Source organism: Pediococcus damnosus (genome assembly GCF_001611155.1).
Taxonomy (GTDB): domain Bacteria; phylum Bacillota; class Bacilli; order Lactobacillales; family Lactobacillaceae; genus Pediococcus; species Pediococcus damnosus.
The window spans coordinates 1,764,373-1,785,113 of sequence record NZ_CP012294.1 but is presented as its reverse complement, the minus strand read 5'-3'; the positions used below and the strand labels follow the sequence as shown (position 1 = coordinate 1,785,113).

At 36.9% G+C, this 20,741-nt stretch carries 18 protein-coding genes and 1 tRNA gene; 7 read left to right on the top strand and 12 right to left on the bottom strand.

Annotated features, from left to right (window positions below; genetic code table 11):
- Nucleotides 1-3: 3 nt before the first annotated feature.
- The 3 genes from ADU73_RS08375 to asnB are packed head-to-tail and all read right to left on the bottom strand — an operon-like array spanning nt 4 to nt 4,703.
- Complete coding sequence (locus ADU73_RS08375; RefSeq protein WP_062913383.1) at nt 4-1,260, bottom strand: carboxylate--amine ligase; 1,257 nt, start codon at nt 1,258-1,260, stop codon at nt 4-6.
- Nucleotides 1,260-2,804, bottom strand: coding sequence for a UDP-N-acetylmuramoyl-L-alanyl-D-glutamate--2,6-diaminopimelate ligase (locus ADU73_RS08370; protein ID WP_062913382.1), 1,545 nt, complete (start codon nt 2,802-2,804; stop codon nt 1,260-1,262). The genes ADU73_RS08375 and ADU73_RS08370 overlap by 1 nt, the downstream gene beginning before the upstream one ends.
- 18 nt (nt 2,805-2,822) lie before the next feature.
- Complete coding sequence (gene asnB, locus ADU73_RS08365) at nt 2,823-4,703, bottom strand: asparagine synthase (glutamine-hydrolyzing) (RefSeq protein WP_062913381.1); 1,881 nt, start codon at nt 4,701-4,703, stop codon at nt 2,823-2,825.
- Between the two features lie 380 nt (nt 4,704-5,083).
- Between asnB and ADU73_RS08360 the strand changes: the two genes are divergently transcribed.
- Together ADU73_RS08360 and ADU73_RS08355 are read left to right on the top strand one after the other, a co-directional pair.
- Nucleotides 5,084-6,226 carry an MFS transporter gene (locus ADU73_RS08360; protein WP_100078093.1) on the top strand — a complete coding sequence of 381 codons (1,143 nt, stop codon included), beginning with the start codon at nt 5,084-5,086 and terminating at the stop codon, nt 6,224-6,226.
- A gap of 85 nt (nt 6,227-6,311) precedes the next feature.
- Nucleotides 6,312-8,138, top strand: a complete 1,827-nt coding sequence (locus ADU73_RS08355) for a heavy metal translocating P-type ATPase (RefSeq protein ID WP_046871715.1) — start codon at nt 6,312-6,314, stop codon at nt 8,136-8,138.
- 58 nt (nt 8,139-8,196) lie between these two features.
- Here the strand turns inward: ADU73_RS08355 and ADU73_RS08350 are convergent, their stop codons facing one another.
- Nucleotides 8,197-8,856, bottom strand: a complete 660-nt coding sequence (locus ADU73_RS08350) for a deoxynucleoside kinase (protein ID WP_046871714.1) — start codon at nt 8,854-8,856, stop codon at nt 8,197-8,199.
- A 443-nt stretch (nt 8,857-9,299) separates the two neighbouring features.
- Between ADU73_RS08350 and ADU73_RS08345 the strand changes: the two genes are divergently transcribed.
- The 4 genes from ADU73_RS08345 to ADU73_RS08330 all read left to right on the top strand — a co-directional run bounded on the left by ADU73_RS08345 (nt 9,300) and on the right by ADU73_RS08330 (nt 12,141).
- Nucleotides 9,300-10,178 carry a MalY/PatB family protein gene (locus tag ADU73_RS08345; protein WP_052694523.1) on the top strand — a complete coding sequence of 293 codons (879 nt, stop codon included), beginning with the start codon at nt 9,300-9,302 and terminating at the stop codon, nt 10,176-10,178.
- Nucleotides 10,179-10,211: 33 nt separating this feature from the next.
- Nucleotides 10,212-10,487, top strand: coding sequence for a beta C-S lyase family protein (locus ADU73_RS08340; protein ID WP_052694522.1), 276 nt, complete (start codon nt 10,212-10,214; stop codon nt 10,485-10,487).
- 30 nt (nt 10,488-10,517) lie between these two features.
- Nucleotides 10,518-11,882: an APC family permease gene (locus ADU73_RS08335; RefSeq protein ID WP_145930497.1), complete on the top strand. Its 1,365-nt coding sequence runs from the start codon at nt 10,518-10,520 to the stop codon at nt 11,880-11,882.
- A 175-nt stretch (nt 11,883-12,057) separates the two neighbouring features.
- Nucleotides 12,058-12,141, top strand: a tRNA-Leu gene (locus tag ADU73_RS08330).
- A gap of 86 nt (nt 12,142-12,227) precedes the next feature.
- Here ADU73_RS08330 and ADU73_RS08325 read toward each other — a convergent pair.
- From ADU73_RS08325 to ADU73_RS08300, 6 genes are all read right to left on the bottom strand, one after another.
- The gene (locus ADU73_RS08325; RefSeq protein ID WP_046871712.1) at nt 12,228-12,506 is read right to left on the bottom strand and encodes a hypothetical protein; all 279 of its coding nucleotides are present in this window, start codon (nt 12,504-12,506) and stop codon (nt 12,228-12,230) included.
- Between the two features lie 13 nt (nt 12,507-12,519).
- The gene (locus ADU73_RS08320; RefSeq protein WP_046871711.1) at nt 12,520-12,744 is read right to left on the bottom strand and encodes a hypothetical protein; all 225 of its coding nucleotides are present in this window, start codon (nt 12,742-12,744) and stop codon (nt 12,520-12,522) included.
- 163 nt (nt 12,745-12,907) lie between these two features.
- Nucleotides 12,908-14,275, bottom strand: a complete 1,368-nt coding sequence (locus ADU73_RS08315) for an ISLre2 family transposase (RefSeq protein ID WP_062913107.1) — start codon at nt 14,273-14,275, stop codon at nt 12,908-12,910.
- Nucleotides 14,276-14,408: 133 nt separating this feature from the next.
- Nucleotides 14,409-15,227 carry a Cof-type HAD-IIB family hydrolase gene (locus ADU73_RS08310; RefSeq protein ID WP_046871710.1) on the bottom strand — a complete coding sequence of 273 codons (819 nt, stop codon included), beginning with the start codon at nt 15,225-15,227 and terminating at the stop codon, nt 14,409-14,411.
- Between the two features lie 81 nt (nt 15,228-15,308).
- Complete coding sequence (locus tag ADU73_RS08305; RefSeq protein ID WP_046871709.1) at nt 15,309-16,430, bottom strand: glycosyltransferase; 1,122 nt, start codon at nt 16,428-16,430, stop codon at nt 15,309-15,311.
- A gap of 167 nt (nt 16,431-16,597) precedes the next feature.
- Nucleotides 16,598-17,056, bottom strand: coding sequence for a universal stress protein (locus ADU73_RS08300; protein ID WP_046871708.1), 459 nt, complete (start codon nt 17,054-17,056; stop codon nt 16,598-16,600).
- 134 nt (nt 17,057-17,190) lie between these two features.
- Here ADU73_RS08300 and ADU73_RS08295 point away from each other — a divergent pair, with 134 nt between their 5' ends.
- A complete protein-coding gene (locus ADU73_RS08295; protein WP_046871707.1) occupies nt 17,191-18,027 on the top strand; it encodes an NAD(P)H-hydrate dehydratase in 837 nt (278 codons plus the stop codon).
- 67 nt (nt 18,028-18,094) lie between these two features.
- Here ADU73_RS08295 and ADU73_RS08290 read toward each other — a convergent pair whose 3' ends face one another.
- Nucleotides 18,095-18,820 carry a pseudouridine synthase gene (locus ADU73_RS08290; protein ID WP_046871706.1) on the bottom strand — a complete coding sequence of 242 codons (726 nt, stop codon included), beginning with the start codon at nt 18,818-18,820 and terminating at the stop codon, nt 18,095-18,097.
- Between the two features lie 11 nt (nt 18,821-18,831).
- A complete protein-coding gene (locus ADU73_RS08285; RefSeq protein ID WP_062913380.1) occupies nt 18,832-20,511 on the bottom strand; it encodes a putative polysaccharide biosynthesis protein in 1,680 nt (559 codons plus the stop codon).
- Nucleotides 20,512-20,741: the final 230 nt, after the last annotated feature.

Sequence of the window (20,741 nt, the reverse complement as noted above, 5' to 3'; positions counted from 1 at the left end):
AAATCATCCCTTATTTTCTTCAAAATAACGATCAAAGTTCTTAACATAATTATGGTTCATCCAAGTTAAAAGCGCCCATCGTCTCACATTCATATCTTTTGAGTAAAAAGCAGTCATCCCATAACGTTTTTGTTTTATCAACTGTAAGGCAACTTGCTTATCACGATTATCACGAGTGTACTTTTTAAATACTTTAATCGGAACCCCTAACCATAACTGATGCATTTTTTCATCTCGATTAGCGTAAACAGTTGGTTTATTGGCCAAATCTTCGGTCACATAATCATCAACAACCCATTTAGCTAAGTTATAACCATTTAAAGTTACAAAGAAACTGCTACGTCCTTGCCGTAAATTGATCTCAAACAACTTAAAGGTTTTATCTCGTGAATCATACTTCAAATCGAAATTAGCATATCCGGTAAACTGAATTTTTTCCAAAAAATCTTGAATTGTTTTATAGATTGTTGCGTTGTACTCAGGCAAAATGGCCACATAATTTCCAATTGCAGATGGTGCCGCATCCTCTAGTAATGGATGCCCCAAACACATCATTTTCACTTTATGGTTTTGGTCTACATATGCATTCAAAACGCGCATATTACTATCATCTCCAGGAACAAAATCCTGCAAAATAAGATCAGAGGTATACCCATTATCATAAATTTTACCAACAATTTCATCAAATTCTGCTCTTGATTGAATTCGGAAGGCCTTTTTACGACCTTCAAAATGGATATCTAACCATTCAACACTATTGGCTGGTTTCAAAGCAACTGGAAACTCAAAAGGCTCATCAATTGGTTCTGAACTTTCATATTCTGCCTTAGTAATAATCCTTGTTTTGGGATAAGGCAAATCAAACTCATCACAAATCTTATAAAAACGCTCCTTATTATTTAACTTACGTAAAAGATCGTAATCCACATAAGGACAAATGAAAGTTTTTGAAAGCTCTTCTTTGTGCTTAGAAATGAGTTCTGCATAGCCATCGCCCATTCCAAGCAGGATGATTTTTTCAGATCGGTTTTCATAACGTTTAGCAATTTTCTTCATAGCTTCAAAAAAATTAGGGTCTTCTGAAAATCCAGGAATTAATTCTAAATCCACAATTTTTGTAAATCGGGTTGGTGCTAATTCCATCTCTGCAAAAGCCTTAACCTTTTTTCCGGTCATTTCGTAAAAAGAGCGAGCTATTCCATATGCATTAAAATCACTTCCTAATAAAATAGGAATATAATCAGTTTTCGAAGTTTCCATTATGCCAATCCTTTCAAAACTTTTTTTGCAACCACTGAGTCTGTTGGCCAGGGCGTATCAACTCCCTTTACCTTTTGATACGGATCCTCACCTTTTGCAGCCAAAATCACGACGTCTTCCGGCTGACTAATTGTAATCGCACGCTTAATTGCATCGTAACGATCCACAATTTTTTCTACATGAACTTTCTGATGATCAATATAACTGTCAATTTCTGTAATAATATCAGCGGGATTTTCAAACCCAGGATCATCAGCTGTTAGTATTGCCACATCAGCATACGATGTCAGGGCCTTACCAAACCCTTTACGTCGCGAAATTCCCTTGTCACCTGGGCTGCCAACTACCACAATCATTCGGCCTTTGGGATACTGACTCCGTAAAAAACTAAGTAGCGCATTCATACTTGCATAGTTATGCGCATAATCTACGTAGATTACGCCGTGTTTTTGAGATTGAATCGATTCCATTCTGCCAGGTACTTTCACTTTTGATAACAGGTTGTGAGCCTCTTTATAAGTTACCCCCGCAACTCCAACTGTAATCAAAGCAGCTGTCGCATTACTCTGGTTGTAGCTACCAGGCATACTCAACATATAACGTCCATTAATTTGAAGGGCGTTTGCCTTTTCTGTATGTGAGCTAACTTCAATTTCATTGACTTGTAAATCATCACGATCGTTGTGAAAAGTAAAATCAACTGGTACTTCAACTTGAGTCTCATTACCCGCTTGTTTGTACAAATAAATTTTTTCTGGATCGGTTGTTGCCCGAGCAGCTTGATAAATCTCTTCCAAATGATCAGTCTCTGCGTTAATTACGCAAATATCCGAGTTTACCAATAATTGGAGTTTACAATGCAGATAATTTGCAAAATTAGGATGCTCATTTCGGCCAATATGATCCGGAGAGATATTCAAAAATACGCCAACATCATAATGAAGTCCATACACTCGATTACGCAAATAGGCCTGCGACGAAACTTCCATGACTAAGGTATGCATTCCACTATCAACCGCTTCACGCATATCATGAAACAAATTTAAAGATTCTGGAGTTGTTAAATCAGATTTAAACTGTTGCTCCGGCTTGGGTCCAACAATGCGATCAATTGTTGAAAATAGGGCCGTTTTGTCTCCAGTCGTCTCTTTAAGAATATTATGCGCATAATAAGCGGAAGTCGTTTTCCCCTTAGTTCCAGTAAATGCAATAATAAACGACTCATTTTGTGGATAATCATAATAAGCCGCACTAATTAATGCCATTGCTTTTGAAACATCGCTAACAATAATGCCACACATTTTTGCAACGCTATCATACTGTTGTTCCGCAATGTAAACAGTGGCCCCCTGGGTTTGAGCATATTCTAAATAGGCTGGCTTAAAATTCCCCTTACAAAAGAATAAGTCATTGGTGTCAGCACGTCGAGAATCATACGTGACCCCCGTTATCTTTTGATGATCGCCTTTCACATTATTTACTATCTGTTTCAGCAAATGATGTTCTTTTAAAATTGTAGTAATCTCGGCAATCTCAAGTGCCATTTTTTTCATCTCCAACTTTTAAACTTGTGTGCGATGAACCAACTTACTTGTTGTCGCAGTCGTATTTTCTGGGAAATAGACTTCGTACCAAAGGATAAACGTATAAATTGTAAAAATCTTTTGCATACTAGATTTTCCATTAATATGCTCATGCAAAATATGCATTAATGCTTTAGGTTTAAAGAATTTCTTAGCTACATCAGAATTAAAAGCTGTTTCAATTCGTTTTCGGTACTTATCTTCTTTAATCCAGCTTGCAATTGGTGATGGAAAGCCCATTTTTTTCTTCTTGGCAACTCGTTCTGGCAATTCGCTTTCAGCTGCGGTTCGAAGGGAAATCTTAGTTTCATCCTTGTGGATACGAGTACTTACAGGCATTGTGGCTGCAAACTTTGCAACTTCCTTATCAACCAAAGGTGTCCGTACCTCTAATGAATTACACATGCTCATTCGATCAGCCTTATGCAAGATATCAAATGGTAACCAAGTATTGATATCAAAGTATTGCATTTGTGTCATTTCGTCTTTGTCTTTTACTTCATCAAAAATATGCTGAGTGTACTTACCAGAATCCATATTTATACTTGGATCACGTAAGATCTCATCCCGTTCATGCTTGTCAAAGACATAATTAACTCGATAATAGCGTTCACTCAAGGGCTCTGCACCACGCACTAAGAATCGTTTACCATGAAAACGAGGTAAATTTTGTACCATTTTTGCTAAACCTGTTCGAATAAACTGAGGAACCCATTTTTGATACCGTTCGAATGGAAAAGCCTCTAGATAAGTATTATACCCACCAAAGAACTCATCAGCACCCTCACCAGATAAGGCAACCTTCACATGCTCTCTAGTCCCCTTTGAAAGATAGTAAAGCTGCATAGCAGAAGGATTTGAAAGTGGTTCATCCATGTAATACATAATTGTTGGTAAAATATCGAAATAGTCATCGCCATCCATTGTTAATGGTGTATTTTGTTGATGAATTTCTTTTGCAAATTCCGTTGAATAACTTAATTCGCTGTATTTAGAATCGTTAAATCCTAATGAAAAAGATTGAATGGGTTTTAACTTTGCAGCTTCTGCCAGCAAATAACTAGAATCAATCCCGCTTGAAAGAAAACTACCAACCTCCACATCAGCAATCATATGAGCTTTTACAGAATCTTTAACAATTCCACGAATCTTATTGGCATCTTCTTCAATTGTTTGTGAATTATCAATATGATCATAGTTAAACTTATAGTAAGTATGCGTTTCTGTTTTCCCATTTTTATGAATAAAATACGTGCCTGGTAAAACTTTATAGACGTTTTTAAACATCGTTTCTTTGGAAGGAATAAATTCAAAACTCAAATGAATTGGTAACAAACGCTCATTGAATTCTTTAATAAATTTAGGATGGTCCAAAAATGCTTTAATTTCGGATCCCCAAAGGAAAGAAATCCCATCATCATAATAATAGAGAGGTTTAATTCCGAAATGATCGCGGGCTCCAAATACTTCCTTTGTCTTCGTATCATAAATAACAAAAGCATACATACCGCGAAGCTTCTGTAATAACTCTGGTCCCCAAGCATCATAGCCATGAATTAGAACTTCTGAATCTACATCTGTTTGGAATTTGTAGCCAAGTGCTTTTAACTCTTTACGAATTTCTTTATAGTTATAGATTTCACCATTAAAGGTCAAAACTTTTGTCTTTGTTGAATTTAGCATTGGTTGCTTACCATGTGCCAAATCAATAATCGATAACCGTCTGAAACCTAAAGAAGCATCCTCATTTTGAAAATAAGCTTCATCATCTGGGCCACGATGTTTGATGCGATCAGCCATTGATTTGATCACGTCTGTATTGACGTCTGTTTGATTCAAGTACCCCACAAATCCACACATAATTTAATAGACCCCTTTAATTTAATTGAGTTTTAGAATAGTAATTTTAGCGCCTTTATACATAATTTTAATAAATCACCGTAACAAAAATATTTTACCAAATTTACAGCCATAATACTACCGCCGCCAAGAACTCTTAGTCATTGTATACCTGTTTCGATGCCAATTTGTTTTTCTTTGCCAACCAGATAATAACAAATTTTCTAATTGAACATTAACAATAAAAGGTCAATTACTTAACTATAAACGTGGTCAAAACATTTTATTGACTTACTATAATCATGGACCTTCTTCAAGATTTGAATTTTACAGGTTTCTATGTAATAGTATTATTAACATTCTATGAGAACATTATTAAAATCAGAAAGGTGTTGCACAGTTTGAAAAATAAATTTGTTCTTCTGACAAATATGCTTGTAAATATGGGAATTGGACTTATCATGCCGATTACAACTCTTTATATTCACGGAACTCTGCATAAAAGTATCGTTACAGCCGGCTATGTTCTATTTTGCTTTTCTGGCGCCATGATGATTGGCAATCTCATTGGTGGCAAACTATTTGATAGTTGGAAACAAAAGCCTCTCATGTATCTTTGCGGTTCAGGAGTGGTCATAGCCTTATTTTTGGTTGGCCTTTTCCCCCAATGGCCAATCTATCCCATTTTAATCACCTGTTACGGGCTTTGCTTAGGTGGCCTAAATTCATCAATCAATGGGTACCTTGCCTTTTTACAAGTTTCTGATCCCAATATTTTCAATAATGGCTATTGGTTTGCAAGTTTGGGAATGGGTCTTGCCACATTCTTATCCGGAATTTTATTTGGTGTTAGTATTCGCGTCGTATTTTTCAGTTCAGCTATCCTTTTTCTGTTTACAACACTGATTATTCGCGTCGCTTTTCATCCCATTAAAAAACATGTCCAAACAAAACCAACGACCTCTTTTAAATCTAAAACTGATCGCTCATTTTTAAACGTCCTTATTATTTGTTTAGCAATGATTATTATCTGGATTTGTTACGAACAATGGAATAGCAATGTTTCAGTTCTAATGGTAGCAAAACACATTTCGATTCCTAAATACAGTATGCTTTTCACAATTAGCACGGTTGAAATTGTTTTAGTTCAACCTTTTATGAATCGTTTCTTTAAACCAACTTTTCAATCAGAGAAAAAAAGAATTATTTTAGGCTTACTTGCTTTTGCTTGTTCATATTTATTTATCCTCAATGCGGAAAGTTACTGGCGCTTTGTAGCCGGGATTACCATGGTCACGTTAGGTGAAATGCTCGCCCTAATTGCTATTCCAGCAGTTTTAAACCGATATGCTAGTGATCAAAACCGGGGTACCATTCAATCTCTAGGAAGTTTTGCAGGTTCACTGGGCCGCGCATTAGGTCCACTTCTCGGTGGCTATTTTATTACCGGATTCGGCTATAACTGGACATTTTTGGGAATGTTTATTATCCATCTCTTGCTTATTTTTCCAATCCTTTCCTTAAAGCTTTCAAAACAAGAATAAGATGATTATCTGGCTGGTATTTTAAAGTGATTACGCCTATAATAAGTTTAGAATCATTCTAAATGGAAAAGAGGTCGCGTAATCTATGAAACATTCAACAAAATTCATCTTAGTTTTGGGACTTGGTATTTTAGCATTAATTCTAGAATTTATTTTTCACCTTCAGCTAGCGGCACAAATTATCATCACTGCAGTTGGAATTGTTATTTCAATTTCAATGTTGATTGAAATGATTAAAACACTACGCGCTGGTAAATACGGCGTCGATTTGTTAGCCATTACCGCAATCATCGCTACCTTAGCCGTTGGTGAATACTGGGCAAGCATTGTCGTTCTTGTCATGTTAACTGGTGGTGATTCTCTGGAGGATTATGCCGCTCACAAAGCTGGAAAAGAATTACAAACACTTCTGGATAATTCTCCGCAAACTGCAAATGTTTTATTAAATGGCCACTTAACAACTAAACCAGTCGATGACGTTTTGGTTAATGATGAAGTTGTCGTAAAACCAGGTGAAGTTGTCCCTGTCGATGGCATTATTTTATCCGGAACCTCTATTTTTGATGAATCCTCACTAACTGGTGAGTCAAAGCCCGTCAATAAAGATGTTGGGGACGAGCTGATGTCCGGTTCCGTTAATGGCGATGGATCTGTGTCCATGAAGGTCACAAAAATTGCCGCAGATAGCCAATATCAAACCATTGTTAAATTGGTTAAAGATTCAGAAGCACGACCGGCTCATTTTGTACGGTTAGCTGATCGTTATGCTATTCCGTTCACAATTATTTCTTATGTAATTGCCGGGGGCGCATGGTTTGTTTCAAAGGATCCCGTTCGTTTTGCAGAAGTCCTTGTAGTTGCCTCACCTTGTCCCCTTATTTTAGCAGCGCCAATTGCATTGGTTTCGGGGATGAGTAGTGCTAATCGAAATGGAATTATTATCAAGAACGGTACTGCCATTGAAAAGCTTGCGACAGCTAAGACCATTGCTTTTGATAAGACCGGGACCTTAACCAAAGGTGTTTTAGCAATTGATCAGGTTAAGAGCGTCCCACCATTTTCAAATTCAGAGCTTCTAAATATCACGGCAAGTGCTGAACAGCAATCTAGCCATATTTTGGCCCGCTCAATCGTCAAGGCTAGTGACGCTAAGACGTTAATGCCGGTTTCACATATTAAAGAAGTTACTGGAATGGGAGTAACAGCTGAAGTTGACAATCACAAAGTTAAGATTGGTCGTCAAAAATTTGTGACTGATCAAAAAATAGCCTCCCCAAATCAAACCGCCATTTTTGTTGCGATTGATGATAAATTTGCTGGTTACATTACATTTTCAGATCAAATCAGACCAGAAGCCGCAACCACAATCTCACAGATAAATAAATTGGGTATTCAAAATACATTAATGATTAGTGGTGATCAAAAAGCCACGGCTGAAATGGTTGGTAACAAAATTGGAATCTCAAAAGTATATGCCGAATGCCTTCCAGAAAACAAGATCACCATTTTAAAAGATCAAGAAACTCATCTGCGCCCGGTTGTAATGGTTGGAGATGGAGTTAATGATGCCCCCTCACTAACAGTAGCTGATGTCGGAATCGCCATGGGCGCACGAGGATCAACAGCAGCAAGTGAATCAGCAGACATTGTTATTTTAAAAGATGATCTAGGCCGAGTAGCACGTGCTCTCAGTATTTCGAAATACACCATGAAGATTGCAAAACAGTCTGTGTTAATTGGAATATTTATTTGTATCGGGTTGATGTTAGTTGCATCAACTGGAGTTATTCCAGCTTTAGTAGGCGCTCTTTTCCAAGAAGTTGTCGATACAGTGACAATTCTTTGGGCACTGTTGGCTCATCGTAGTAGCTCTCAATTAAAGCAAGTAATTAATGAGCAAAAAAATATTTAGACAAAAAAAGTTATCCCTAATCAATTTAAGATTGATTAGGGATAACTTTTTAAATCCATTACATTGCTTCTTCGATACCTTTAGGCGCCCAAATTTTTGTTAAAGCTGCATCAATTTGTTCTAATACAGCATCAACATTCTTTGGATTTTCTAGATTGTATTTTTGTAAATTAATTTTTATTTTAGGGCTTGCATCATATTCTTCATACCAGTCCTTGTATGCCAACCACATTTTATGATAATAGTCTTCAAGATCTGGATTATTATCAAACTGTTCATAATCTCGACCCCGTTTTTTAATTCGATACAAAATCGTTTCGAAATCTGTTTCCGAATATACCATCAAATCTGGTGCCTTCTTCGGAAGATCGTTTAACTCGTTCATCATGTTATCAATAAGGCTTGTGTAGACACCAAACTCAGTGTCCGTAATGTTACCTTCTTTATTATTTTCACGGGTAAACAAGGCATCTTCATAAATCGAACGGTCTAACACATTGTTGTCATCAGAAAGTGCCTTTTTAATCATTGCAAATCGTTTATTTAAAAAATAAATTTGCAGTAAAAAACCATAACTTTTTTGATCAGAATAATAAAGCGGTAAAACGGGATTGTCCCCCACTGGTTCATAAAATGCTTTTGATCCATAATGTTCTGCAATTTTTCCAGTTAATGTTGTCTTTCCAACACCTATCATTCCTGCTGTAATTATCACCATACAAGGCCCCTCTTTATCTTTAATCAACATTCAGTATATCATATTTTTTCTATATACAACATCTTGTGTTTTTCCTAAAATTATGTATTTATCTTCTTATAAAAATGAAAGCTTGCAATCGCGGCGTTTCACAAAAACTAAGGCAGATAAAATTTTAAAATTTCTTTTTCTTTAACCTACAAATGCGCATGAACAAGCATACCATATTTCAATCTCAATTCTTCAAGAAAATTAAGATTTGTTTATCAATTTTTTGTAAAAACTAGCTGTGTTATTCATTTAAGTTAACTGTTAATCCTTTAAATACTACATATTCTAGATCGACTAGCTATTTATTTTAAACATTTGGTCAATGAAGTGTTTCAACTTGCAAATTAATCAAACTCAGTTTACAGTTTTAACTGTAAGAAAAATATTTACAGTTAAAAAGGTGGTACATAATTATGGACTATAATTTTGATAAAATTACAAATCGACAAAATACTGACGCCATTAAATGGGATCCAATGGCCCAGCAAAATGACTTTGGTGCCAAAAACATTTTGCCTTTTGGTATTGCTGATATGGATTTTCCAGTGGCTCCTGCAATCCAATCGGCTTTACAAAAGCGTTTAGACAACGGTGTTTTTGGTTATAGCGAAGGAACAGATTACAATGAAGCCCTTCAAAATTGGATGAAACAGCAACATAATTGGAATATTCCTAGCGAGTGGATTACCAACACTAATGGCATTGTGCTCGCAATTAATCTTGCAATTCAGGCATTTTGCCAAGCTGGTGATCAGGTTTTAATTCAAGAACCGGTCTACTACCCATTTGCCTCATCAGCTCGCAATAATGGTTGTCAGGTAGTTTCAAACGATCTTATCAATCACGATGGTCATTACGAAATTGACTTTGATGATTTTGAAAAAAAAGCCGCTGATCCTAAAACAACCTTGTTTATTCTATGTAGTCCTCATAATCCAATCGGTAGAATTTGGACTTCAGAAGAATTACATCACATGGTAAAAATTTGTGCTAAATATCACGTTTACGTAATTGCTGATGAAATTCATAGTGATTTAACAATGCCAAACGAAAAATTTATAAATACTGCCGTTGCTGCCAAAGAATGGCAAGATAACGTCATGACTTGCTTGTCTGAGAGTAAAGCTTTCAATCTGGCTGGTATTAAAATTTCCTACATTGTTATTTCCGACCCGCATATGAGACAGTTATTCCGTCGCTCTGTGGACCGCTCCTTCGCTGTAGATCTTAACCCCTTTGCCATGGCTGCTACTGTCGCAGCTTATCGAGATTCAGAAGATTGGCTAAAATAATTAAGAAGTTATCTTTACAGTAATCTACAATTCATGCGCACCTATTTAGCTACCAATCTCCCTCACGTGCATTTAGGCGAGCATCAAGCTACTTACCTTGCCTGGCTAGACTTTCGCGATTACGCGCGCTCTCAGACCGAATTAAACCACTTACTTTGGCAACAAGCTAAAGTTGGTTTGGAATCTGGCAATCAGTTTGGCAAAACCGGAACAGGGTTCATGCGCTTAAACTTTGGTTGTCCTCGTTCTGTATTAAAACAAGGACTTCAACAGATAACTGCAGTTTTTAAGGATCAACCATTAAGATAACTAAACATATAACTAAGAAGGTCTTACACTTTGCAACAAAATCATGTTCTTCAAAAACCAATTTCTATTTCTGCACCAAATAATCAGACAGTCAAACACAACCTTTCCCGTACTAATTTATTTATGCTCTCTGTTGGGCAAATTGCTGGGGCTGGAATTCTTTCAATGCTAGGAATTGCAGTTGGAATGACTGGACGTTCAATTTTTATTTCATTTATTTTAGCCGCCTTTCTAATTTTAGCAACACTAATTCCCATTGTGTTAACGAGTGGAACTGTTCGTCTACCTGGTGGTGATTATTCGCGGGCCGCTCTATTGGCTGGTAAAAAATGGGCTGGGATGTATATTTTTATTTTTGCAATCAGCAACTTTAGTATCTCTATGTATGCACTATCGTTTGCAGATTATTTGCTTGCCTTAATTCCTGGGCTTCCCCATCAAGCGGTTGCATTAGGGATTCTTACCTTAGTGTTTATTTTTCATTATTTTGGTATCAAAAACGCCGCCCGGTGGCAAACTTTAATTATCATTCTTCTTTCTGTAGCCCTTACGATGTTTACCGTTTTAGGTCTGCCCCATGTTCAACCTGGTTATTTTCAACAACCAGGTTTTATGACTCATGGCGGAATTGGAATTCTGGCTGCAGCTGCTTATATGACTTTTACCGTTGGTGGTGCTCAGTTTATGATTAATTTCAGTGATGAGGCAAAAAATCCGACTAAAGATATTCCTTTCGTTATGGTAATTTCAACCATTACTGTCGCTATTTTGTATGCCCTAATGGCAGTTGTTGCTTCTGGCGTTTTACCACTCCATCAAGTAATCAATCAACCACTTACGCACGTTGCAAATGCCATTCTTTCCAGACCGTTATATATATTTTTTGTTATTGGTGGTGCTTTAATTGCATTGACTGGAACTATGAATGCCTCTATTGGTAGTTCACTTTCACCAATTGTCCAAGCTAGTCGTGATGGGTGGTTTCCAAAACAAATGGGATACTTACATCCAAAATACAATTCACCTGTCGTTATTCTCGGAATTTTTTACTTAATTGGTATCCTGCCTATTATTTTTGGTTGGAATATTTCCCTGATTAGTAATTCGGTGCTTATATTAACAAATGTCGTTAGCTTGGTCCTTGCAATCAGCACCATCCGCTTGCCTCAAGTTATGCCCGAACAATGGGCAAAATCAGCCTTTCACGTCAGCAATCGTCACTTAATCGAACTGTCTTTATTTTCAGCAGCCACAATGATTGTTCAGCTGGTCATGTTTTTTAGAAGTATCTCAACAACTGCGGTAATCGGAAATGTTTTTGTCGTCGTTTTGGCTTATCTATTCGGCGTATGGCGCACTAAATATGTGACAATGGATCTTGAAAACATTAAATAAGTTATTAGTGAACTAATTAGCCTTGAAACTAGCTTACAATTTAATCTCAGCAATTCAGAACGATTTTCATTTCATTAATGCAAACTGTTCTGAATTGTCACTCTCAGATCCGGTTACTTACTTGAATAAAACTTTTCATTTTTTAAAATATAGTGTAAAATAATGAATGTTGTTTGCCCCAGTGGCGGAACTGGCAGACGCGCAGCGTTCAGGTCGCTGTATGGACAACCATGTACAGGTTCGAATCCTGCCTGGGGCATAAAACATCATAAAAAAACGGCTAGATTCTCTTGCTTAGAAGAGAGCCTAGCCGTTTTTACTTTGTTCAATTTTGATTGTTGCCATTTATTTATCTAGTTTAACAACCGTTCCATATCCCACGACCACAAGAAATTTAGGAGCCACACTCACATTAACAACTTCTGTATTAAAATGAACCCCAATTAAGCCATCGCCGTCTTTTAATTTTGCACGTTTAGTTAATTTCTGCTTTGTTTCTTCAATAAGTTGATCAAACATCTGATATTGGTCAATTTCATCTGCCGCCAACATAATGCGACTCGTTGCCGACACAATACCAATAATCGTATGTCCTGCGTTAACTTCTTCAGTAGACATAAACATAATAATTCCTCTTTTACTTTAACTCTTGTTTGTCCGTTTTATCTTGCTCTGCTTGATGCCGTTTTATTGCCGTCATTCTAATTTTTAATTCAATTACTAAAACGGAAAACATGGCAATTAAAAATCCAATAATCCATAAAACAGCCAGTAACCAAAATGGTAACTTAACAAATTCCGTCACCAAAATTAGTCCCACAGCAACCAATCCTGGAATAACAATTAGGGCTGCCCTTTGCATAAGAAATCCTCCATTACTTGATCAGAGTATGTCTCCAAATCACTTTCTAAACTTTCTCAATTACTCTACTTAAAAATGTCTACAAAGTCAACTTTTGAAACGATCTGTATGTGTCAAGTTTTCCTAGGTGCCTTATAATCAACCAAATATTTATACACAATAATTAGTTTGAAAATATTTTTGCCATTGCTCCGATAGGGCTACTTGTTGGGGCATCAACTGGTATTTTACCTGAAAGAACTCCAATATGCTTAGAATGGTGCTTGTTGCTCAGCTGAGCTGGACTCAACGTCTTCAATGATTCCGTAGCGATCTCAATCGTTAGCTCTTGTAACTTTCTTAAACCACCACGTAAGTATTTATCTAGCTTACCGTTTACCCGAGCTTCAATTAATTTCAACATAGCCTCAAGGCCCTTTTCGGACCATACTTTGCCTTGCTTTTTCATTCGATACGTGTACGCTCTGTGTGAGCTTTCAACGGATCCCAATTTGCCGACCCTCATGAAGCCACGATCGTGTGGAGACTTTATAAACTGCCAATTTCTTGCCAAATATTGTCTTAGGACCCTTAGGCTCTCAAGTTCCTTATCAGTTTTAATTTGCGACTCAAATGTATCTAAAATAACGTTTAACTGATTCTGATCATACAGGCTAACGCTCTTAACGGCCTTATCAACCAATGGATTAAATAAACCAAAGGTTTGTTTAATCTTTTTGACAAAGTGATACCGATCGATAGTAAATTCAACTCTTTGAGCACTCGGAACTATTTCTCGCATACTTTTCGGGTTATACCCTGGGCCACCATCACTTGCTGTAAACACGGTCATTTCACTGATTTTATAATACTTCTCAATGTAGTCAGTTACTCGTTTTTGAACCTTTTTTTGATTGATACCAACAAACTCAACTTTGTTTGATCTTGTTCCATCTAATCCTGATTCAAAAACAATGTAATGGTGGACGTCTTGTCTTCGTCGATTAATTTTGTGTATCTCAAAGGCATCGCCTTCAACCACTAAGTTTTCAACTTTTCGTTTCTTAACTAGTTTCTCTTCGGACGATTTTTCTTCTGTCTTCACGGTATCTGCCATGTCTCTGATAATTCGGTCTACTGACCAGGCACTAATATCCGTCTGACTTGCCAGATTGATCATTGCGGCCGTATTTCTCATCGTTGTCGTTTGCCCAATTTTGGCAACGACACTTTTAAAATAAGGTGAAATTCTTTTTCTTTCTTCCAACTGAAGTTGTTCATCCAACGGGAAGTAATAACTTCCATTGGGTCGAAGATAACATCTTCTTTCAAAATTCACGGCGCCAAACATAAACTCAATTGTTCTGGCCTGTCGATTAATGAATGTATTTTCTGCCGGAATTGATGGAACGAGTGTTTCATCTAATTGCCTCAGATATTCAGCTACAACCAGCTGGAATGACTTCCTAAGATGAAGAATTACCTGCTCCTCTAAATCAAATAAACTGTCTAAATTTCCCAATGATTCAATAAAATCTGCTAAAATATACATGAAAGACCTGTATCCTTTCCTTTAATCTTCGTCGATTAAAGGGCTACAGGTCTTTTTCTATATATTCAACTCAAAATGAATATTCCTAGAATTTTATTGACCATCTAGGAAAACCTTACACTAACAACGATCTCTAGTCCAGAATAAATTTGTGGATTGCTTCTGCTACACCCATTTTATAATTATTCTTGGTTACATATTTGGCGATTTCTTTAGCCTCATCTGTTCCATTAGACACCACAACAGGCATCCCCACTTTTCGCAACATTGGTAAATCATTGCTATTATCACCTAATGCAAGAACCTCATCTTTCTTAATTCCCAAAGATTCAGCCAGCTCTAAGGTTGCTGTCCCCTTATCAGTACCCAAGTGGTTAAACTCAGCGTACATCCCTGATGAATAAGTCGCATTCAATTGATTATTAAACGCCGCCATCACTTTGTCATGAACTGGATGAAGAACTTTTTCGTCTGGGTTCATCGTAATAACCTTCATGATCTTTTCATTTTTAAAAATCGAAAAGTCTCTATCTGTCATAATCTTATATTCAACGTGGCGAGGCTTTAAATAAGCAAGATCCTCTTCACGTGGATTATAAATATACAGTTCATTTAATGTGTATACATGGGTATCATTTTGGGGATATTGGGAAGTAATATCAAAAACACCCTTAGCCTCTTCATAAGTCATTTCATTTGTCTGCAAAACTTGATTTTTTTGGTTTTCAATAATTGCCCCACCATTATAAGAAATCACAAATTCATCAGGCTTTTGAAACAACGATAATTTTTTTAATAAAGGTTGTACTGAAGCAAATCCTCGTCCAGTATTCGGCACAAATTTTACGCCCTTTTTTGACGCCGCTTCAACTGCAGCTACGTTTTCTTCAGAAATACTGCCGTCTCTACTAAGTAATGTTTCATCCAAATCACTAACTATTAATTTATACATTTTAACCCATCGACTTTCCTAGCTTACTATATTGTAAACGTTCTACTCATACCTTATCGAAGTTTGGCACTGTTTTCAATGCTATTGGGCACATTTCAACATTCTTTTTGAATTATCATCATCAGAAAGGATTGGTAACCATTGTTTAATAATTTTATCTAACATAAAAGAACTTCGAATTCGTTTACAAGATTTTTTTGCGTAGGTCCGTCTTAAAGGCTCGCTTACAATTAATTTATTTAGTCCTGCAACAAAATCTGGAACATCTTGCGCTTTGGTTAGAATCCCATACTCACTGTTCCCCAAAAACTCTCTAGAACCCGTATTTTCCATCGCGACAATTGGCAATCCAAAGCCCATTGCTTCTCCAATCACTAATGGCATCCCTTCCCAACGAGAAGTAGAAACGAAAATGGAAGCTGTTTCGTAATGTGCTTGAAGTTCCTCATCTTTAAGGGCTCCTCGATAAATAATTTTATCGGCCACATCGAATTTTTTTACCAGTTGCTTAAAAATTTCCATGTCCTCATCAGAGCCCTCCCCAGCCATTGCAATTTTCCAATCGTCCGGTAAGTACTGAGCAGCCTCTAAAAGAAAATCAATCCCTTTATGCTGAATTGCAATTCGGGCCGTAAAAGCAATCGTATGTGCGCTTAAATCAGCTTTTTCTTCAGGAACAATTGTCAGAGGATTATAAATTTTGACAGTCTTTTCATTAAATTGACGATAATTAATATAATCTGACTCCGTTAATACCACCACCACATCAGCAGCCTTTAAACCTTGCACAAATTCGGATTTCATCAATTGATAATATTGAGTTAAATATGTTTTATAATTATTATGCATCCATGCAATTACACGCACTTCAGGAGTTTGATTCTTAATTAAGGGGGCAAAACTGGTTGTCAACCCCGCTGGTAAAATAACTGTTTGAAACTTCTCTTCTTGAATAAAATTACATAAATCTTCAATTTGTGGTTTGTATCTTTCATAAGGATTTTCACCAAAGAAATTTAAAACATGACTTGATGCCGGTCTCTTGGCAATAACTAAGTCAGCATCCAATTCATAATAAGGAGCCACATCTTCTAACGAGTAATACGTCACATCTGCATATTCAGTCAGTGCATTTCCCACAACTGTTGCAGCCCGTTTAACTCCATCCATCACAATGTTTTCAAGTACAATTAATAATTTCATATTTGGACGGCCAAGATAATTTATTGTTCATCCATCTTGACCTTCCCCCTCTCTTATTTTTATTAGTTAATACCATCGGCTAATTTTTTGGTAAATTAATAGCGGGATAGTCTTGCCTATTTAAATAACTATTCCGCCATAAAATTTAATTTGTTCACTTTTTACCTTTATCTGACTACCATGACATCGGCCAAAGAGTTTTCTAAAATATATGTTGAGTTTGAACCCAAGAACATTTGTGCCACTCGATTTACGCCAGTTGCACCAATGTAAATTAAATCAATTTTTTCTTCCTGTTGGATATTTCTTGCTAATTCTTCACGCGAATTACCAACCTTCACAATTGCTGTTACTTGATCTAAGCCTTCACTTTTAACTCGGGCAACAATTGCATTTATTGCATCTTGTTGTTCTTTCAATCGATCGTTGTCATCAATATCGGTTGCGACAACGCCAAAGCCAAGTGATGATTGGCCAATCGTTGATTGCTGTGGCTTTAAAATTTGAGCAATGTACAGTTTAGCGTCATTTCGCTTTGCTGAATCCACAGCTTTATCTAAAGCCCTCATTGAAGTTTCTGAACCATCAATTCCAACTAAAATATTCTTATATTGTTGATCTTGCATGAGACTCATCCCACTTCCTGATTATTTATGATCATTATAACAATTATTCATAAAATCTTATAATAAAAAGCTCCTTTTTATTTCTCTTATCATTTTTTATTCGCTATACTGAACTTATGGAGGAATAAAAACTCATGCAAACTATTACACAAAAACTAGTTGAAAATACAATTACAAAACGTGCGACTCAAACCCACAAAGGTTCATTTGGAAAAATATTGATTGTTGGTGGTAATGACCAGTTTGGCGGTGCTGCTATTTTAAACAGTAGTGCAGCCGTATATGCTGGTTGCGGGTTAGTGACTACTGCAACCCATCCAAGCAACTTTACGAGTCTTCACGCACGGCTACCAGAAACCATGGTCATCGATTTCACGGATGATCAGGCAATCAAAACCATGCTAAACAAAGTGAATGGCGTTGTAATTGGCTCTGGGCTTGGCGAAGACTCATCTTCATTAAAAATTCTAAAATTTGTCTTTCAAAACGTTCAGTCAGATCAATATCTGGTAATCGATGGTTCGGCAATTGATCTCATCGCGTCCCACAATTTGGACTTGCCCGATGCCCATATTATCTTTACGCCTCACGAAATGGAATGGCAAAGACTCTCTGGTATTCCAATCAAAGAACAAACAGAGACCAATAACCGCGCCGCCCAGCAAAAACTCAATGCAATTGTCGTTCTCAAAAAACATCATACTGAAATTTATACAAATCAAGAAACCTACCAACTTTTAATTGGCGGCCCTGAGATGGCGACTGGTGGGATGGGTGATACATTAGCAGGTATGGTTGGTGCGTTTGTAACCCAATTCACTGATAATGAAATCAATGCAATTATGAGTGCGGTGTATATACACAGTTTTATCGCCGATCAACTTGGTAAAACCCAATATGTTACTTTGCCTCATCAACTTATTAAAAAGATTCCTCAAACCATGTTAAAGTTTTCTCAAAAAGCAGAGTAATTATAACTAAAAAAGCTCCTAACCAAATTTCAAAAGAACAATTCTTTTGACTGGTTAAGAGCCTTTTTTATTCAGTTAATCTTAATAAATCGTCCACTTCAGTTTGGGTTAATTCCCGATAATTTCCTGGCAAAAGTCCTTCATCAATCGCAAGGGTGCCCATTTTTATTCGTTGCAAATGAATAACCTTTTGACCAACCGCACCAAACATTCGCCGCACTTGATGATACTTACCCTCTTGAATTTGAACATGAATATTAGTGGTATCATCCATCTTATTATAATTTAGAATTTCAAGTTTAGCCGGATAGAGTTGCGTCCCATCTTTGAGAAGAATCCCTTCAGCAAATTTTGTGATTACCGATTCATCTAGCTTACCGGTTACGGTAGCTTCATAAGTTTTTTTAATATGATGTGCGGGTGATAATAGTTTATGAGCAAGATCCCCGTCATTGGTAATCAATAGCAAGCCCTCAGTGTCCTTGTCAAGACGACCAACCGGAAACAGGTCTGATCGGTAATCTGATTTGTTAAACAGGTCCATAACGGTTTTCTGATGGGTATCAGTTGACGCCGAAATAACGCCCATTGGCTTATTTAATACATAATAATAATGGACTTGATACTTAATTTCCTGTTCGCCTAATTTAACTAGATCTTGTCCAGGATTTAACTGGGTTTTACCGGTACGAACTCGCTGAGCATTCAAAGTAACTCGGCCTTTTTTTATCAATTGCGTAATCTGGTTTCGTGTTCCAACGTTCATTTGATGTAAAAATTTGTCAACTCGCATAAATTCACCTCTTAATGAATCCTTAGTATCCGTCGAATTCGTTCTACTCTAGGTCCAAACATCATATCAGCCAATCTTGTCTTTAAAGTCGCATAAAGATATACCATGCCACCCAGAAAAGCTGCAAGCACACATACAATTAAAGCAACTGTTTTACTGTATGGGTCTAAAACCAGATAAGCCACACGAACTACAGCAAAAGCCACAATAAATGTTAATAAACTAAATACCATAATCCCAGAAAGGGGCTTGCTCATTCGCTTAAAGCCAATCCCAAACTCCTGATTCAAATGGCGTAAGATTAAACCACTGACTACTGTAAAACCGATCCCGGTTGAAATTAACGGTCCAACTGCTCCCAAATAGGCTACCAATGGATACTGGAGCGCTATTTTGACAACTACTCCGACAAGAAAGTAAGCCACAGCGCGAACGTTTTCTGAAACTCCCTGCATCACAGCCGAAATAACTGTGAAAAGGCCTAAAATTACGGCAATAAAAGCCGAAACTTCTAAAACTGCTGTGCCAATCACATCATAATGATAAAAAAGGGTATTTAAAGGCTGTGCAACGGCTGCTAAACCTAAAGCCGCTGGAATCATGAAGAACGCAAACAACATCAGTGCATCTGTAATCTGACTATTGATTTCGTGCTTATCTCCACGAGTTTTAGCTTCCGATAACATTGGTACCGCAGTAATGGCCATGGCTGATCCCAAAGAGACAACAATCATAACCAATTTATTAGAATTAAATGCGAAATCTGCATAAAGCGTGTTAACAATTGTCGCAGAAAAATTGTATACATGATTCATAATGTTAAAAAATGTATATTGGTCAATTAATTGAAAAATAGTAATTGCCGATCCAATGATAATAAATGGCGTTGCTTGTGAAATGATCTCTTTATATAATTGTTTAGTTGGAATTGCTAATTCCTGCTTACTATTACGAGCCAATTCTTGTAAACGACTTCGATGGCGCAAATAGTAAAAGACCAACACCAACATCCCACCGATAGCTCCGATAAAAGCAGCAAAAGTTGATTGCGATACAGCCGTTACCCAATTACCATGATGAACTCTCATAATTAGGAAAGCTGTAACCAACATATATGCTACTCGTACTAATTGTTCTACAAATTGCGAAATGGCGGACGGTGCCATTTCCTGATAACCTTGGAAAAAGCCTCGCGTTAAACTCATTGTTGGGATTATTAGAACGGCCCAGGCCAAAGAATGGAGGATTGGAACAACGTTAGGATCTCCATTTGATAAAAATGGCGCCCCAAAATATAGAATTAAAGCACAAATTATTCCTGTGGCTCCTGATAGCAACAACCCACGTTTATACAGACGCTGGCCCACCGCAAATTCGTTGATCGTATTATAATGCGCAACTTGTTTTGCAATTGCTGAAGGAATCCCAGCGATCGCGGCAATTAGGAAGAAACTATAAATGTTATACCCCTTAGCAAATAGTGCATTGGCTTCATCACTCATGCTGCCAAACCAAATAACCCAAGGAATTATGTAAATTGCACCTAAAAGTCGCGAGAAAATGCTCCCCGCCGTCATCCAAGCTGATCCTTCAATCATTTTATCTTTTGAACTAGATTCTTTATTAGTTTTTCGAAGCGGTTGAAATCCCGCATTATTTGTTTGTTTCTTATCTTGAGATGTTTCAGCCATAATTTGTTACCCTACTTTCAATTACTCAATCTTAACTATTTTATCATGCCTTGAAGCCAATTCAAATTTTAATTCATTTTGTAAGAAAATATAAAGAAATGGTTGTAACCTAACTGGCAAACGAAATTTAGGCTTTGCTAAATTCAGATTTATGAGTTATACTGAAGTTGTTGAGATAGTGCTGAGCGTCAGACCATTTATGATGGCCTGGCGTTCTTTTTGTATTCAGT